The sequence below is a fragment of the Microcosmobacter mediterraneus genome, assembly GCF_031846265.1.
Classification (GTDB): Bacteria; Bacteroidota; Bacteroidia; order Flavobacteriales; family Flavobacteriaceae; genus Microcosmobacter; species Microcosmobacter mediterraneus.
Genome location: NZ_JAVRIA010000004.1, coordinates 96,609 through 115,125 on the forward strand (window position 1 = coordinate 96,609; position 18,517 = coordinate 115,125).

Here is an 18,517-nt window from a genome sequence, read left to right on the forward strand (position 1 = left end):
TTACTAAACATTTAATCTGTATAACGGAAAAAAGTCATCAGTTATATCCTCTTCTTTTATTGCGCTACAAAGAACGTTATAAATTTCTTTATTCAATATTTTTCTTCCAGTAATAAACGGAACAGTATTCTCTGGGAAAAATGCTTTTTTGTAGTTAAAAATTCCATCTTCTTTTCCTAAGCCACCACCAAGTACATAATACTTAAAGCCTTTATTAATTCCCCATTTTATGACTTCATTTTTTAAATCTTCATTTGGTCTTTGATTAAAGTATTCTGAAAGCGTTCCACCAATAAATGAAAACATTGTATGATTGGAAAGTAATACAATTTCTGATGAAATAGCCTTAGAATCTTCATTGTAAGTTAGTGCAATTGCAGCGTTATTAGAATGAGCCTTAAAAAATAATTTGAGCTTTTCACTACTGTTGTAATACTGAGATTTTGCTTCGGTTCTATCCATGGTATGGACAAAGATTTTATAAAAATCATCAAATACTTGATCTGTTATATTATCATGTACTTTAGTATATAATTGTGCTCTTTTAGCCTTATTAATGTTTTTTCTGACCTTCCGGTTGTAGTTATTCCAAATATCCTCTGGTGTTGTTAAGTTACCTTTTACAATATTCATTATAGTAACTAATTGTCCGTTATAGCCAAGTGTGTTGTTTGTTGTGTTGAATCTCAAAAACTCAGTAACTACATTATTATTTTGGTACCAAGAATCAACCAAACTCCAAAACTCATTTAAAATTAATTCTGAAATATCGTCGTTATAAAGTGGACCACTATAACCCCAAGTTGAGGTGACATCAAAAAACAATTCATTTTTTACTAAAGTACTTTCAATAGGTCTTAAGTAAAAAGGCATAGTTACTAATGGTTTCTCATTAGTATCAAAAAGAGCAACTGCTCTAGCGTTATCTAAGCCATCATAAAAGATATCTAAAAAGGCAACTTTATAATATGGATGCTTATTGTCTAACTGTTCTAGGACAGTGTTATAAGCATTAGCTTCTTCAATATCGTTAAGAATATAAACTTTTAAAACCATAAGGAATTTTTAATCTGTACCAGTAAATTCAGGTCCAATCTCATTATCTACATTATAAATATCTTTTTTTCTAAAAACCTTTTTAATGGTTAGCAAAATGATCTTAATATCTAGCACTAAAGAAACATTATCTACATACCATACATCGTATTCAAATTTCTGTTTCCACCCTATATTATTTCTGCCATTAACTTGAGCCCAACCTGTAATTCCTGGTTTAATATCGTGGCGTCTTTTTTGCTCATCATTGTAATATGGAAGGTATCTAATAAGAAGAGGTCTAGGACCAATTAAACTCATTTCTCCTTTAAGCACATTAAATAGCTGTGGAATTTCATCTAAAGAGTAATTTCTTATGAAATGACCTACTGGTGTAATTCTTTCAATACCAGGAAGGAGTTCTCCGTTTTTATCCTTTTTATCATTCATAGATTTAAACTTTATGAGCTTAAATACAGCCTCGTTTTTTCCTGGCCTTAGCTGATAATAAAAAGGTTTGCCGTTGTTAGCTATACTGAGAATGATTATTAAGACTAAGATAACTGGAATTAATATAGTAAGTCCAATAATTGCTGCAATTAAGTCTATTGTACGTTTTAAGAAATGTTTATACATGTTCTTTATTTTCTGCGTTCGTATAAATTTTAAGTAACTCTTCCCAAATATATTTATGCTGAAACCTATTTACAATATTTTCTCTAGAATTTAATGTTAATTGTTTTAAGTGGTTTTCATCTTCTAAAACATGAAGCATTTTTTTCTTAAGTTCCTGAGTGTCTTTGGCAGGAATAATAAATCCATTTTCTCCATCGATAATTATTTCATTGCAACCATTAATATCACTCACAATACTCGGAATTCCCATCGCTCCTGCTTGCAAAACAACATTTGGAAACCCTTCTCTATATGATGGAAATACTAAAACTTTACCTAATGCAAAATAAGGCCTCACATCTTTTTGAAATCCAGCTTCAATTATTGAAGGGTTGTCTTTTATGGTTTTCTCTGTTTCAGGTTTTAAAGGATCAAGTTTTCGTTCTCTAAAGCCTACTAAAACTAATTTACAATTTGGGAGCTGTTTTGAGATGTCATCAAATACCGTTATGAGTTCATTTATACCTTTATCTTTTACAAGCCTACCAACATAAACATACACGAAGTCATTATCAGAAATATTTAACTCAGATTTTAAAGCGTCTAGTTGTTCATTAGAAACTTGTTTACGATTAAAATGCTCTATATCTATTCCATTAGAACTTCCATTACCTATCACTTTTACCTTATCTTTATTACAAAAGCCTTGATCAATAATGATTGTTTTTAGTCCATAAGAATTTGGAAATACTTTAGTAGCGAATTTATAGGTTAACTTTTCTACAGCTACTAATAATTTTAATTTAAAACCTGTAGCTTCTAATAATGGCATACCAGCTACAGTATGGTATCTGTGTTTAACACCAGCTAATTTTGCTGCTAACATACCAAGAATTCCAGCTTTTGGTGTATGAGTATGAACGATTAATGGGTTCTCTTTTTTTATTAACTTATAAAGTTTATAGGTAGCGACTAAATCTTTAATTGGAGCTATAGTTCTTGTCATTTCAACAGGCTCTACTCTAATACCTTCATTTTCGATAACTCTATCAAAACTTATACCTTTACTTGTAACACCAACAACTTCGTAATATTGGTTCATAAATCGTAATTGTCCTCTTAATAAGCGATTAAGAGAGCCAGCAACTGTAGTTATGCGTAAAATTTTATTCATTAATAAATTATAGCTTTATAAATTTTGATAAATTGATGTATACCATTTCTGAAAACAGAAATATGACCATACTTTGAAAGAATTATCTATTTTACCACTGATATGATTTTTTACAAGACTAATGATGTCTTGTTTTTCAAATATATTCTGTTTGTCTAAGAATTCTGGATTTATGTAATGTTCTAATTCAGATTTTAACGACTGTCTCAACCAATCACCAACAGGAACTCCAAATCCTTGTTTTGAAATATCTAAGAATTTTTCAGGGAATCTATCTCTAAATGCTTCTTTTAAAATAAACTTTTTATTCCATGATTTTAGTAGAAAATCTTCAGGAAGACCTAATGTAAATTCAAATAAATCTCTATTTAAGAAAGGAGCTCTACATTCCAAGGAATTGAGCATACTTGTTCTGTCTACTTTCACCAACATATCGCCTTCTAAACTTATATGTTTATCTATAACTCTAAAATCATTGAGTGATTTTGGCGAGTTAATTCCAGTTTTCTCTTTATAATAATCGAAAATATTAGGTATTATATATGGATCTTGTAAAAATGTCTTAATATCAGTCTCTGTTAAGCCTAGTGAGATAATATTCCAATAATGCGAATTATCATAGCTCACTGAATTAAGGAATTTCTGAATCTTGTAACGTAGCCCTCTATTATCATCTTTTCGATTTAATAATGGCTTAGAAAGGTTATTAACACTATGATGTAGCCATTTTGGAACTGTACTAGTATACTTGTTATTGAGCTTGCCAACATAATATTTATTGTAACCTCCAAAGATTTCATCACCTCCATCACCTGTTAATGCTACTTTAAGATGCTTAGACGTTTTATTAGATACTAAAAATGTAGGAAGCGCAGAGGAATCTGCAAATGGTTCATCAAAATTGAGTAGAATGTCATCTAAATTTGTCTTTAGATCTAGTTCATTAATAATAAACTCATGATGATTACTATTAATTAAATTTGCAACAGTTCTGGATTTATCTGATTCATCATATGTTGCTTTTTCAAAACCTATAGAAAAGGTGTCGATTTTTGAATCTGTTTGATCTGCTAGACATAAAGAAACTACAGAGGAATCTACTCCACCAGATAAAAATGTTCCTATAGGTACATCAGATACAGATCTACTTTCTACACTTTCAGAGACCTTTTCTTTTACTATTTTCTTAGCGTCTTCGAAGTTAAGATTACTTTTCGTTGCATTAATCTTGTATACTTCGTTAGTGCTAAAATTAAAATCTTTTAAATCTAGTTCTATAAATGTATTAGCTTCTAGTTTATGAATGTTTTTATATATGGTATATGGAGCAGGAATGTAGGTTAATCTAAAGAACAAGTTCATTCCTATCCTTGAAATTTCTGGCTTAAAGCCCAAATTAGATATTAGTGATTTTAACTCAGAGGCATAAATAAAAGCTTTTTCAGTTTTTGTATAATAAAGCGGTTTTTCACCAAAAAAATCTCTGGCTATGTAAACTTTATTCTTTTTTGTATCATATATGCTAAACGCATACATACCATCAAGTAGAGAAAATCCTTCTGGACCTTTATGTTCATACAACTTCAGAATAACTTCTGTATCACTTTCGGTTTTAAACGTATAGCCATTACTAATTAAATCTTCTCTGAGAGTTTTGTAATTATATATTTCGCCATTAAAAACAATGGTTATAGAATCGTCTTCGTTTGAAATAGGCTGTTTTCCGGAGTTAAGATCAATTATAGATAATCTCCGCATTCCCATACCAATTAAAGAGTTAGCATTGCTATTTGTATAAATACCATCATCATCTGGTCCTCTATGAATTATAAGATCATTCATAGTATTTACAGAGGCTTCTACAGTATTTTTATTACCTTCAGTTTTATATATTAGTCCATTAATACCACACATAGCTTTCTTAATTAGGTAATAGATCTGAGTTTTCTTTTTTCACTTTTAACGTGTAAAGGAATAAAAGTGTTAACCAAAAAATAGGTAGTCTAAGTATCATATGTACATAAGCAAATATCATAATAATAAGAAAGAGTATAAGGACATCTTTATAAGGTTTAATTGCTATCTTAGATAGAGCAATTCCGAAGAGAATAAAACCAATTATACCATAACTAAATAGTATGTTTGGTAGCGTAGAGTGTAACTCTATTTTTGTGTTAAATCTATAATTAGAGCCTTCTGCAGCACCAAATATAAGGTGCTGAGGATAATCAAAAATTCTACTATAACCTCTTTCATCTAAGGTTGAATGACCAGAAACTTTGTTAGATGTTAAACGATCAGTAATGTATGTAAATTGAGAAATTTGATTTAGAACTTTAGATTCTGAAAAGTAAAAGAATGCAAAAACGGAAATTAAAATAGCTGAAGATGTTAAAAAGTGTTTTCTGCTTTTCACAAAGAAAAACAACCAAAAAATCATCACACAAACTACAGCAGATCTAGAAGCAGATAGAACTATAAATATTGATGCTATTACAGATAGAGCCAAAGTAGCTTTTTTGTATTTTGAAGTTAGTAAACTGATAGAGTTACTAATTATTATAACACATAAAGACCACAATGCTAGTTGATTAGGGTTGTTAAAAAATAGTTGAGCTCTAAATCCTTGATCTAAATTTAGAGGAATTAATATACACTGAATTAAGGCTGATGTAAGCAGACCATAAAATGTCATTTTTAAAAAATCGTCATTATTTATATTACCATAAACAAATAGAAATATTAAAAAACTATAGACATAGTATATTGAGTTTCGTAGGATCAAAATATCATCTAAGTTGGCCATCCAAATAGCACTTATGATTACAGCATAAAGCACAAAAAACAATAAAAACTTAGTAAATGAACTATCAAAAACTGAAGTTATTATGGTTTTTATATTAAGCAGTATAAGTAAAGCTCCTAAAGCATCAGCTAACTGAGGATTTCCTTCTGAAAATAAATAAAAAGGAAACAGAACTAAGTATAAAAACCATATGTAATAACTAACTTTCATCCTCGATCAACTCTTCTTTATTCCTATTAAAATAGTACATAGTTAAAAAGGCTTTTATACCTAAAGCAATTACAATAGCAATTGCGCCACCAATATGAAAATGACTAGGTATTAATGTCACAGCAGTAATAAATCCAACTACAGAACCAACAAGTATTAAAATCATATACAATTTGTCTTTTTTCATAACAAGAAGTCCATTAACTCCATAGGCTGAGATAATAGAAGCAAAAAATGGAGAAGGACTTAATATTTTAACTACTTGTATAATCTGTTCTTGATTTTCGGGAATCCATAATCGTACTATAATATCACCTCCAAAATACATAATTAAAGACAATAAAAAACCAACACTAATAAACAAATATTTAACCTTATTGATTAAGGATTTATTCCTGTTAATTACAGGGTAAAACACATTTGTAAGAATAGTGTTTAAAACACTAAAAGCACCTGATAATTTACTTCCTATTTGTAAAAAACTTACATATTGTGGCATACCAAATAATCCTATTAGAAACAAAGAAGTATTGGTGTAAATTGTTGGAGTAATTAAAGAGGAAAAAGCACTAAAACCTTCTTTTAGAGTAAACTTAATATCTTTAAATGTAGCCATTTTAAATGGCATATTGAAAATCCGTTTAATTAAAATTTGGGCTGCAATTCCCGAAACAAAAAAGCCAATGGATTGAAATAATGAAATGTATATATACTGATGTTCTTGTTTTATAAAAATAAACGTTAGTATAGCATATGTAGATTTGGAGAGTATGTTTATCATGGTAATAAATTTCATACGCTCCATACCTAAGAATAACCACATAGGTGAGAATAGTTGACCAATAATTAATGGAATAAAAAATAAATACACAATATATTCCGATCTAAATTTTGGAACCGTAAAAGTCAGAATAATTAAAAGTGATAAAACTATAGTAGCGATGAAAATTTGAGTAGAAAAGATTCGACTGTAAATCTTTTCTAGATCATCTCTGTTATCTTTATTAGTAGCAACTAATCTAACACCAGAAAGCCAAAATCCATATTGAATTAAATTTATAAGATAAAAAATAAGAGAAAACGCAAAAGCATAGATTCCATATTTAACAGAGCCAACTACTGAAATTAAGTAAGGAATAACAACAAGTGGTATAATGGCATCTACTGCTTTAAAAAGTGAGAACGATATAAAGTTCTCAAAAAAGGTAAGATGTTTAGTTACAAATGATCTCATTAAATCTTGTCTTGTGCTGCAATGATAGTATTAAATTTTTTCTCAGGTTGTAATCCAACTCTTTTTTTTAAACGTATATATTGTTTTAGAGTCATTAATAACGATGTAATGATATAAAAATACGTTTAAATAGCAAAATATTGTAAGAAAATACATATTTTTTATTGTAATTAATCGAAAAATGTATGTATTAAATTGCTTAAGTAGTATTTTTTTATAGGTTTATCGTCCAAGCCCCAAAATTAATAGCTAATGATTTGCCCCAAATCACGCTACCTTTTATTGGTATGTATGATGCTAATCAGTACTTTTTGTAGTACTAAGATTTTAGCACAAGATTATGATTTAGACACAAGTACAGAGACCTATTGGCCTCAACCTGTGTTAAACAAACCCGATTATCTACAGAGCGTAATTGATCCGAATTTTGACACATCAATTACTAGGATAACAGGAGATGTAAATACTCCTATTCCAAATTCTGGAGGTGCTACTTGGAGAAATATTGCAAGACATGGCTATTCAGTAAGGCAACCTTGGAACGCTGATGAATCCATTATTTATTTAGGGATGCATAAAACCTATGGTGGAGGTTGGGGAAGCGTTTATTTTTTAGATGGAGAAACCTATGAAGTTATTAAAACTGCCAATATTCCAAGTAGTAATGATAGTAGATGGCATCCAACAGATCCCAGTATTAGGCTTTTGGTTAACAATTCTGGTGTAAGAGCTTGGAACTATTATACAGAGCAAATAACAACATTAATTTCTTATTCAGGATACACTAATACTTCATTAGGAGACTATACAGGTAACTTTTCTCAAGATGGCACAAAGGCAGCAATTTTAGCGACTAGAAGTGCCGATGGTATGCGAGTAGCATTTGCTGTAGATTTAGAAAACAACATAAAATATCCAGATATAGAACTTCCAGGAACTATTGTAGATTTTATTACCATTTCTCCATTAGGAAACTACATTATAGTTAATGCCAATTTTGGAACAGGATATGATCGTTCTAGAGTATTTACTATACAAGGTGATCAAACAGGTCCATTTTGGAGTGAATATGGTCGCCCTAGCCATTTTGATGTAGCTATAGATGAAAATGGAGATGAAGTTGCAGTTGGTGTTGATAAAACTGTGAACGATGGTAGAATCATCAAAAGACGTTTATCTGATGGTCAAGCCACTGTTTTAACACCTGGAGGTTACGCAAGTCATGCATCAGCTAGATCTTTAAATAGACCAGGTTGGGTTTATACTTACATGTCATCATCTACAAGTTGGCAGCCCTATTTGAACGAATTAGTTGCAGTGAAATTAGACGGATCTAGAGTAGAGCGTATTTGTAAATCTAGAAATGCCATGAATCTCTATGAAAATCAGGCACAACCCTGTCCATCTCCTTCTGGAGGTAGAGTTATGTTTGCTTCAGATTGGGGAAATAATAATGTACCTATTCAATGTTATGTGGTAGATTTTAGAGACAAAATTATTGAAGATGGTCAGTTTGCTAATGCTGGCGAAGATCAGGAGATTTGTACTGGAGATAGTGTAACCTTAACAGCATCTGGAGGTGTTAGTTATGAATGGAGTACTGGTGAAACTACTCAAAGTATAACAGTATCACCTACAACAACAACAACATATACTGTTACTGTAGTATCAGATTCTGGAGAGGAGGACGATGACGAAGTAATAGTCACTGTTAATCCCTTGTTAATAGCCAATGCAGGCTCAGATGAAACGATTTGTGAAGGCGATAGTGTTACACTAACTGCATCAGGAGGAACAAACTATCAATGGAGTACAGGTGAAAGCACACAAAGTATAACTGTATCTCCAAATACAACAACAACCTATTCCGTCGAAGTATTTAACAATACCTGTAGTGATACAGATGAGGTTATAGTAACAGTTAATGCTTTACCAGATGTTAGCGCAGGTTCAGATATTACGATTACTTATGGTGAGAGTACAATCTTAACAGCCGAAGGCGCAGATTCATATGAATGGAGTACAGGCACAACTACACAAAGTATCACAGTCAGTCCTACAGATACAACGACCTATACAGTAACAGGAACAACTAATGGTTGTACAAATGATGCTTCAGTTACAGTAACAGTAGAAACGGAAGATGTTAATGCCAATGCTGGTTCAGATCAAGAAATCTGTGAAGGCGAAAGTACCACATTAACTGCATCAGGCGGAACAAACTATCAATGGAGTACAGGCGCAACAACGCAAAGTATAACAGTATCTCCAAATACAACAACGACTTACAGTGTTACAGTATCAAATGACTCTGGAGGTGAAGATACAGATGAAGTTACGGTAACTGTAACGGCAATTCCAATTGCAGATGCAGGCTTAGATGAAGAGATTTGTGAAGATGATAGTGTAACATTGACCGCTTCAGGTGGCACAAGTTACCAATGGAGTACAGGCGAAACCACACAAAGTATAACTGTATCTCCAAATACAACAACAATATATTCCGTCGAAGTATTTAACAATACCTGTAGTGATACAGATGAAGTCACAGTAACAGTAAATGCTTTACCAGATGTGAGTGCAGGAGCAGATGTAACGATAACCTATGGCGAAAGCACAATCTTAACAGCCGAAGGCGCAGACTCATATCAATGGAGTACAGGCGAAACTACTCAGAGTATAGTAGTTAGCCCAACAGTTACGACAAGCTATACAGTTGAAGGAACAACAAATGCATGTTCTTCAGAATCTTCAGTTACAGTAACAGTAGAAACCGAAGATGTCAATGCCAATGCTGGTTTGGATCAAGAGATCTGTGAAGACGAGAGTACTATATTAACTGCGTCAGGCGGAACAAACTATCAATGGAGTACTGGTGAAACTACACAAAGTATAACAGTATCACCAAATACAACAACAACCTATAGTGTGATAGTATCCAACGATTCTGGAGGCGAAGATACAGATGAGGTCACTGTAACAGTTAATGCCTTGCCAGATGTTAATGCAGGTTCAGATATTACGATAACCTATGGTGAGAGCACAATCTTAACAGCCGAAGGCGCAGACTCATATCAATGGAGTACAGGCGAAACTACTCAGAGTATAGTAGTTAGCCCAACAGTTACGACAAGCTATACAGTTGAAGGAACAACAAATGCATGTTCTTCAGAATCTTCAGTTACAGTAACAGTAGAAACCGAAGATGTCAATGCCAATGCTGGTTTGGATCAAGAGATCTGTGAAGACGAGAGTACTATATTAACTGCGTCAGGCGGAACTAACTATCAATGGAGTACTGGTGAAACTACACAAAGTATAACAGTATCACCAAATACAACAACAACCTATAGTGTGATAGTATCCAACGATTCTGGAGGCGAAGATACAGATGAGGTTACAGTAACAGTTAATGCCTTGCCAGATGTTAGCACAGGTTCAGATATTACGATTACTTATGGTGAGAGTACAATCTTAACAGCCGAAGGCGCAGACTCATACCAATGGAGTACAGGCGAAACTACTCAGAGTATAGAAGTTAGTCCAACAGTCACGACAAGCTACACAGTAGAAGGAACAACAAATGCATGTTCTACAGAATCTTCAGTTACAGTAACAGTAGAAGATTTACAAGTTAATGCTAGTGCAGGTGAAAATCAACGTGTTTGTGATGGTTATGATTATGAAGTTACACTTACAGCTTCTGGAGGTGACACTTATTTTTGGAGTACAGGAGCAACAACTCAAAGTATAACTGTAAGTCCGTTATCAACAACAACTTATTCTGTGGTGGCTTATCAAGGAAATTTCCAAGATGAAGATGAAGTAACTGTATTTGTAGATCCGAATCCTAATGTGGTAATCACTAATGGCGAAGATGTTACTATTTTAGATGGTGATTATGTTACCATATCTGCTTCTGGAGCTAATGAATACCAATGGAATAATGGTGCAACCCAACCCAATATAGCTGTTAATCCAAGTATTACCACAACATACGAAGTTACGGGTTACATTAACGACTGTTCAGATACTAACCAAATAGTAATCAATGTTCTACCGCAAGTACAAGCTTACGCAGGAGAAGATGTTAGTATATGTTTGAGTGATAGTATTGATCTTACAGCAACTGGAGGCGATGAGTATTTATGGAGTACAGGCGAAACCACACAAACCATAACTGTTGCACCAGATCAAACTACAGACTATACGGTAACAGTTTTTAATGCTCTAGATTACGATGAAGCTACAGTAAGAGTAGAGGTAGTGATAGATTGCGAAGAAGATCCTGTTGAAAATCCAGAGTTCGATTATAGAATTTTCCCAAATCCAACGTCAGATATACTTAATATATCGCTTACTGGCTTATACAATACCTCTAAGATGTATTTATATGATGTTTCAGGAAAGATGTTAGTATCTTCTGAAATGGAAGAAACACTTTATAGTGATCCTTTTATAAAGCAACTCAACTTAAGTAATCTCAATTCTGGAATGTACATTTTAAAAATTGAATATGATGGCAAAGAAATTATAGATAAAGTGATAATTAATTAAAAATTAAGCTCAGTAGAAATACTGAGCTTTTTTGTTAAAGTTTTCTATACTTATTTAGACTAATGATTAGTTTCTTTTATTTTGTGTGAAACTATAATTGATATCTATGAATCGTGTTCTTACTTTTTTAGCAATAATAACCATAACGTCTATGTATTCTCAGTCTATGACATCTGAGCAAATTGAAGTTAAAAAAACTATAGAAACGTTTTTTGATGGTTTTCATAAAGGCGATACTACTATGATGAAATCTGTGATGATGCCTAAAGTGATTATGCAAACAACTTTTATTAATAAAGAAGGTCAAGGTCAATTTAAAGATGATGGAGGAGCCGATAATTTATTAAAAGCTATTGCTAATAGACCAGACGATCAAAAATGGGATGAACGCTTAACCAGTTTTAATATTCAAATAGATGCCAATATGGCCAATGCTTGGGTAGGTTATGAGTTTTGGTATAATGATACATTTAGTCACTGTGGTGTTAACTCATTTCAATTAGTTAAAACAGAAGGTAAATGGCGAATCATATACTTAATAGATTCTCGTCGAAGAGATAGCTGTAATAAAGAATAATATTATTTTTTTAATAAAGGACTTTCAAATTTAAGAATAGTTTCAGTTTCTCTTCCTGATTTACTTAAAATTATAGCTAAGTTGGTTGCATGCTCTCTATCTGAAAGAGACTAAGAACCATAAAGATTGATTTATCAAAGTAATTTTTTTTCTAACATTTACTAACTCACTTATAATTATGACAAATTCAATAGGTATTAGCTTAAATAATGACATCATGTCAGCATTTTTGTGTTGGCATAATGATTGACTTACACTGAGCGTAAAATATTTATAAAACATAACATTAAGCATAATACTATGAGTAAGATTATAGGAATCGATTTAGGAACTACAAACTCTTGTGTTTCTGTAATGGAAGGAAGCGAACCAGTTGTTATTCCAAATGCAGAAGGTAAAAGAACAACACCTTCAGTTATTGCCTTTGTAGAAGGTGGTGAAATAAAGGTTGGTGATCCTGCAAAACGTCAGGCCGTTACTAATCCAACAAAAACAGTATACTCTATAAAACGTTTTATGGGTAACAAGTATTCTGAATCTAAGAAAGAGGCAGAACGTGTACCATATAAAGTAGTTAAAGGAGATAACGATACACCTAGAGTAGATATAGATGGTCGTTTATATACGCCACAAGAATTATCTGCAATGGTGCTGCAAAAAATGAAAAAAACAGCTGAAGACTATTTAGGGACTTCTGTTGCAGAAGCTGTTATTACAGTTCCAGCATATTTTAATGATGCGCAACGACAAGCAACTAAAGAAGCAGGTGAGATTGCAGGATTAAAAGTTCGTAGAATTATCAATGAACCTACAGCTGCAGCTTTAGCTTATGGATTAGATAAGAAAGGGCAAGATCAAAAAATCGTAGTTTTTGATTTTGGTGGAGGAACACATGATGTCTCTATTTTAGAATTAGGTGATGGTGTATTTGAAGTGTTATCTACAGATGGAGATACACATTTAGGAGGTGACGATGTTGATGAAAAAATTATTAACTGGTTAGCAGATGAGTTTAATGCTGAAGAGAATATGGACTTGCGTAAAGATCCAATGGCTTTGCAACGTTTAAAAGAAGCTTCTGAAAAAGCTAAGATTGAATTATCATCTTCAGCGCAGACTGAAATTAATTTACCTTACATTACTGCAACAGCTAGTGGGCCAAAACACTTAGTAAGAACATTAACAAGAGCTAAGTTTGAGCAGTTAATAGACGATTTAGTAAAGCGTACTATTGAACCTTGTCAGACAGCATTAAAAGCTGCAGGCTTATCAACAGGAGACATTGACGAAGTTATTTTAGTAGGTGGTTCTACACGTATACCTGCTGTGCAAACAGCAGTAGAGAAATTCTTTGGAAAAGCACCAAGTAAAGGTGTAAATCCTGATGAAGTTGTCGCTGTAGGCGCAGGAATTCAAGGTGGAGTATTAACTGGTGATGTAAAAGATGTCTTGTTGTTAGATGTTACACCATTATCATTAGGTATTGAAACAATGGGTAACGTAATGACAAAACTTATTGAAGCTAATACTACGATACCAACAAAAAAGTCTCAGGTGTTCTCAACAGCTGCAGATAATCAACCTTCAGTAGAGATTCATGTGCTACAAGGTGAGCGTCCAATGGCAGCAGATAATAAGACAATTGGTCGTTTTCATTTAGACGGAATTCCACCAGCGCAAAGAGGCGTACCTCAAATTGAAGTAACTTTCGATATTGATGCTAACGGAATCATCCAAGTGTCTGCTTCTGATAAAGCTACTGGAAAATCTCAAAACATTAGAATTGAGGCGTCTTCAGGACTAACAGATGAAGAAATCCAGAAAATGAAGCAAGAAGCTGAAGCCAATGCTGATGCAGATGCTAAAGCAAAAGAAACTGCTGATAAACTGAATAGTGCTGATGCGATGATTTTCCAAACGGAAAAACAGTTGAGTGAGTTTGGTGACAAATTATCTGATGATAAAAAGAAACCAATCGAAGACGCACTTGAAGAATTGAAAAAGGCTTATGAGACTAAAGATGTGGCGATTATTGATCCAGCTTTAGAGAAAATAAATGAAGCTTGGAAAGTTGCCTCAGAAGAAATGTATAAGGCTCAGCAAGATGCTCAAGGTGGAGCAGCAGGACCAGAAGCGCAAACTGGAGGTCAAGCTGAAGAAGCCAGCGATGTTGAAGACGTAGACTTCGAAGAAGTGAAATAATATGAATTTACATAAACATGACGAAAGACGCAATCCGAAAGGGTTGCGTCTTTTATTTATAATTTTCACTCATGTTTCAAGCATATTCAAATAATTAATGACTAATTTATAATATAGTTATTAATAACTTTCCTTCGTTTTCCTGAAGCTAAAGGAGGTATCTCTTCTACATATGTAATTTTAACGTTAGCATCTTTGCCTAACTCAGACTTTACATTATTAATTATTTCACCTTCAATACTCAAAGTGCTATGATTTGCATTGAGTTTTATTTCATAGTCCTTTTCACCTTGTTGAATGAGTTGATATTGCTTTAAGTGTTTATAATGCTCATTAAATATTGCATGAGTAATAAAAGATGAAATGATGTTACCACTAGTATTATAAATAACATCCATTTTTCTACCTTCAATTTTATCTAGTTGCATTACACCATTATTGTCATATTTGTATCGCGCAATATCTCCTGTGTCATAACGTATCATTGGCATAGCATAATTATGTAGATCAGTTACTACTATTCTTCCAAATTCTCCTGGTTTTACATGTTTATCAGAGTCCATACTCAAAATTTCAACATGATAACTTGCATGGTTAACTTCAAAAAAAGTAGGAGATGATATACTTTGTTGAGCTATCATACCGAGTTCTTCATTTGAATATCTTGAATAAACAGGGATATTTAAATGTTTCTCTAAGGTTTCTTTAGTGTATTTATTTAAGTATTCTGAAATTGCTATTATGGCGTTAAGACCATGATTACTTATAAATAATTCTCTTTTTTCTAAATATTTTGCTATTTGTTCTAAAGCTGAAGCATAACATAAAAATGTTTTATTTTTTTGGTTATCATTAGTCAGTTTATTTATGAGGTATTCAATGCGTTGATCTTTTAGGTTGGATACGTCAAATTGATACATATTCAATAACCAACTATTAAATCGGCTTTTTCTATTGTTATTATGCCAAACTATTAATTTATAAATCCGATTTCCTAAACGATAAGCTGCATTATCATAGTAGTAAATACTATCCGCATAATTTCTTGATCGCTTATTTTTATTTTGAAAGATAAAAAATGACAGGCCAGTTGAGCCACTTGTTGATACTTTATGTGTTTTTTTGTTTATGAATTTTTGTGATTTGAATTTTTCAAAATTCTCTTGAATCAATGATTTGTTAACTACAGGTAAATCATTGATTTTTTTAGCATTTTTAAATTTTTTATAATACGTAGTGGTCTTATTAGCATGCTTTATTAGTTTATGAGTGTATGAATATTTTAAACGGACAGCTTCAACAGAATTAGGTTGTTTCTGAATTGTAATAATTTCGTCTAAATGCTTTCTAATAAGACCTCCTTTTATAGAATCAAACAGCCAGAAGCCCTTATTTCGGAGGATATTCAATGACATTGGTTAGTTAAAAATTGATTTCTGTAATAAATGTTTCAGATCGAAATTAATAATAGCTTTTGAAGTATTAGTATTACTTCGACTAAACGCTATTTTAATCTTTGAATAAAAGTTATCGTTTCATTAGTTATAATAAGTCAATTAATATACGAGTAAGTTGAGAGGATAGTAATATCTCAGTAGATATTATTTACCTAAATATTTATCTTTTGTAGAGCGCTCAGTAATAATATTTGCAGGTACACCTTTAGCAAGTTTGTAATCACCTATGTCTTTAACTACTAAAGCACCAGAAGCAATCACAGAATAATCACCTATTGTTATATTTTGTATAACACCAGATTTTAGGCATAATGCAGAGCAGTATCCTATTTCAACATTGCCACCAACAGCAACACCAGGAGCTATGCTAGAAAAATCTTTCATTATAGAATCGTGTCCTAAAGACGAGTTTGTATTGAGCACACAAAATTTACCAATGGTAGCGTCAATATTTACAATAGCACCAGCCATAATAACTGAACCTTCAGGTACGTCTATATTTTCAGCTAAGATGGCACTTGGATGTATTATTGACTCAAAACTAATATTTGGAGATATGTCTTTTATCTTTTGCCAAACTTTTAACCTTGTGCTATTTTCTCCAACTCCAATGACTATATGTGATACATTGTGAGTCTTCTGTAACTCTAATAGATTGTCTAAGTTTCCTAAGATTTTATATCCCGAAAGCTCCTCACCAATAGACTTATACGTATCTATATATCCAATGATATTGTGAGACTTATTTTTATGGATGATGTCAACGATCATTTTAGAATGACCTGATGCACCATAAATAAGGATATTTTTCATCAATTTAGGGGATTCGGGAAAAGCATATTAGAAAATTATACTTAGTTAGTCAGCGAATGTAGTAATTAATTACAAATTCAAGCAAAATGACTCTTCAATGCGCAAAAAATATCGTTTTAACAGATGAAATACTAAAAAATAAGCCCTATTTACAAGTAGAAACAGATTGTTTATAACCTCTTGGTTGTTCACCGAAATTTATGGTAAACAGTAACCGATTACAGATTTTGCCTAGCCTTTTATCGTCAAAATTTCATCAATTATTATAAAAAATAGTAGTTTCATGCCATGTAAACCTACTTATTATGGAAAAATTAATCATAAATTTTACACCAACTGGCATGATACCTACTAAGGACATGACACCTCATGTTCCTGTTACTATCAATGAAATAGTAGAAGATGTACATAGAGCTTATGAGCTAGGAATAACCATGACTCATATTCATGCTAGAGATGAGCAAACAGGTGTGCCAACCTACAAAAAAGAAGTTTATGCTCAACTCATCGAAGGTATACGAAAATATGCTCCAGATTTGGTGATTTGCACCTCGCTTAGTGGTCGTAATTTCAACACTTTAGATAAAAGATCTGATGTTCTATCATTAGAAGGTGATCTTAAACCAGATATGGGAAGTTTAACATTAAGCTCACTAAATTTTAACAAGGTAGCTAGTATGAATGCACCAAGTATGATAGAGGATTTAGCTAGTGTTATGAAATCTAAAGGTATCGTTCCAGAACTTGAAGTGTTTGATGTAGGAATGATAAACTTTGGTAAGTATCTCGTTAATAAAGGAATTATACAAGAGCCTTTATATTATAATTTACTGTTTGGTAACATTGCCTGCGCACAAACTAATTTATTGCATACAGGTGTAATGCTAAATGATACACCTAAAGATGCCTTAGTAAGTATAGCAGGTATAGGAAATGGACAATTAATGATGAATTCTTTAGCAATTGCCATAGGAAAAGGTGTTAGAGTTGGTTTAGAAGACAATATCTGGTATGATGCAGATAGAACAAGACTTGCTACTAACTCGGCTTTAATAGAAAGGATCCATGTCATTGCCTCAGCCAATAATCGTGAAATAATGTCACCTTCAGAGTTTCGTGTAAAAATGAAAATGGAGCCTGGTCATGGTAAATATGGTCGTATTTACAAAGATTAGCTATGGAAGGTGATAAGAAAGGACTTAAGTACAAATTCCAATGGTTATACAATATCATAAAACATGGTTTGTTTTGGCATGGTGTAAGAAATAATATTGCCAAATTAGGTATAGATATTATGCCATATTATTGGGTTAGGGAAGAGGTAACTCCAGTTATTCCACCAAAAATAAGAGGAGAAGATAAAAATTTTAAGATTTCTATTTTTGGAGAATCTGAAATCAATTTTGTAAAAAGTACTATTATAGGAATAGAACAGAAGGATCTATTAAGTGATCTTAAACGTGGCGAAATATGCATAGGTCTTAAGAATGGTGAAGATGTTGCAGCTTATATGTTTATTAAAAAAGCACCATTTTATTTTAGAAAACGTAAATTTAGTTTAAATACTAATGAGGCTTATCTGCATAGTATGTATACTTTTGAAAGGTTTAGAGGTAAAAATTTAGCACCTTTCTTGAGATATCATAGTTATAGATTACTAGAAGAGCAAGGTGTTAATACATTTTATAGTGTGAGCGAGTTTTTTAATAAGTCTACAATTAAGTTTAAAAAGAAGATGAATTCAGACCATTTAAAATTATTCATGAGCATTGTGTTTTTTAAAAAATGGACTTGGAATTTTACTCTAAAGAATTTTAAATAATCTAGATTATTTAAA

General features: G+C 32.2%; 13 protein-coding genes. 5 read left to right on the plus strand and 8 right to left on the minus strand.

From position 1 onward, the window contains the following. Positions 1-3 precede the first annotated feature (3 nt). Genes RM697_RS08710 through RM697_RS08735 form a run of 6 tightly spaced genes read right to left on the minus strand, consistent with a single transcriptional unit; the run spans position 4 to position 7,074 of the window. Positions 4-1,056 carry a GNAT family N-acetyltransferase gene (locus tag RM697_RS08710; protein WP_311427491.1) on the minus strand — a complete coding sequence of 351 codons (1,053 nt, stop codon included), beginning with the start codon at positions 1,054-1,056 and terminating at the stop codon, positions 4-6. Between the two features lie 9 nt (positions 1,057-1,065). Beyond that, on the minus strand, positions 1,066-1,671 hold the full coding sequence (locus tag RM697_RS08715; protein ID WP_311427492.1) for a sugar transferase: 606 nt from the start codon (positions 1,669-1,671) through the stop codon (positions 1,066-1,068). Beyond that, positions 1,664-2,824 (minus strand): glycosyltransferase family 4 protein, encoded by a 1,161-nt coding sequence (locus RM697_RS08720; RefSeq protein WP_311427493.1) that lies wholly within the window; start codon positions 2,822-2,824, stop codon positions 1,664-1,666. Before RM697_RS08720 ends, RM697_RS08715 begins: the two co-directional genes overlap by 8 nt. A 15-nt stretch (positions 2,825-2,839) precedes the next feature. After that, a complete protein-coding gene (gene asnB / locus RM697_RS08725) occupies positions 2,840-4,738 on the minus strand; it encodes an asparagine synthase (glutamine-hydrolyzing) (RefSeq protein ID WP_311427494.1) in 1,899 nt (632 codons plus the stop codon). A 7-nt stretch (positions 4,739-4,745) separates the two neighbouring features. After that, positions 4,746-5,840: a hypothetical protein gene (locus tag RM697_RS08730; RefSeq protein ID WP_311427495.1), complete on the minus strand. Its 1,095-nt coding sequence runs from the start codon at positions 5,838-5,840 to the stop codon at positions 4,746-4,748. Further along, on the minus strand, positions 5,830-7,074 hold the full coding sequence (locus RM697_RS08735; protein ID WP_311427496.1) for an oligosaccharide flippase family protein: 1,245 nt from the start codon (positions 7,072-7,074) through the stop codon (positions 5,830-5,832). Before RM697_RS08735 ends, RM697_RS08730 begins: the two co-directional genes overlap by 11 nt. A gap of 252 nt (positions 7,075-7,326) precedes the next feature. On the opposite strand from RM697_RS08735, the gene RM697_RS08740 reads away from it, so the two are divergent. The 3 genes from RM697_RS08740 to dnaK all read left to right on the plus strand — a co-directional run bounded on the left by RM697_RS08740 (position 7,327) and on the right by dnaK (position 14,410). Further along, positions 7,327-11,631 carry a T9SS type A sorting domain-containing protein gene (locus tag RM697_RS08740; protein ID WP_311427497.1) on the plus strand — a complete coding sequence of 1,435 codons (4,305 nt, stop codon included), beginning with the start codon at positions 7,327-7,329 and terminating at the stop codon, positions 11,629-11,631. 106 nt (positions 11,632-11,737) lie between these two features. Further along, positions 11,738-12,208, plus strand: coding sequence for a nuclear transport factor 2 family protein (locus RM697_RS08745; protein WP_311427498.1), 471 nt, complete (start codon positions 11,738-11,740; stop codon positions 12,206-12,208). A 300-nt stretch (positions 12,209-12,508) separates the two neighbouring features. After that, positions 12,509-14,410 (plus strand): molecular chaperone DnaK, encoded by a 1,902-nt coding sequence (gene dnaK / locus RM697_RS08750; RefSeq protein WP_311427499.1) that lies wholly within the window; start codon positions 12,509-12,511, stop codon positions 14,408-14,410. Between the two features lie 101 nt (positions 14,411-14,511). On the opposite strand, the gene RM697_RS08755 is transcribed toward dnaK, so the two are convergent. Together RM697_RS08755 and RM697_RS08760 are read right to left on the minus strand one after the other, a co-directional pair. Beyond that, positions 14,512-15,825, minus strand: coding sequence for a phenylacetate--CoA ligase family protein (locus tag RM697_RS08755; RefSeq protein ID WP_311427500.1), 1,314 nt, complete (start codon positions 15,823-15,825; stop codon positions 14,512-14,514). 186 nt (positions 15,826-16,011) lie between these two features. Further along, positions 16,012-16,680 carry a NeuD/PglB/VioB family sugar acetyltransferase gene (locus RM697_RS08760; protein WP_311427501.1) on the minus strand — a complete coding sequence of 223 codons (669 nt, stop codon included), beginning with the start codon at positions 16,678-16,680 and terminating at the stop codon, positions 16,012-16,014. A gap of 305 nt (positions 16,681-16,985) precedes the next feature. On the opposite strand from RM697_RS08760, the gene RM697_RS08765 reads away from it, so the two are divergent. Beyond that, positions 16,986-17,855: a beta-keto acid cleavage family enzyme gene (locus RM697_RS08765; protein WP_311427502.1), complete on the plus strand. Its 870-nt coding sequence runs from the start codon at positions 16,986-16,988 to the stop codon at positions 17,853-17,855. 2 nt (positions 17,856-17,857) lie between these two features. Further along, entirely contained in the window at positions 17,858-18,502 is a 645-nt protein-coding gene (locus RM697_RS08770) for a GNAT family N-acetyltransferase (protein ID WP_311427503.1), read from the plus strand. Positions 18,503-18,517: the final 15 nt, after the last annotated feature.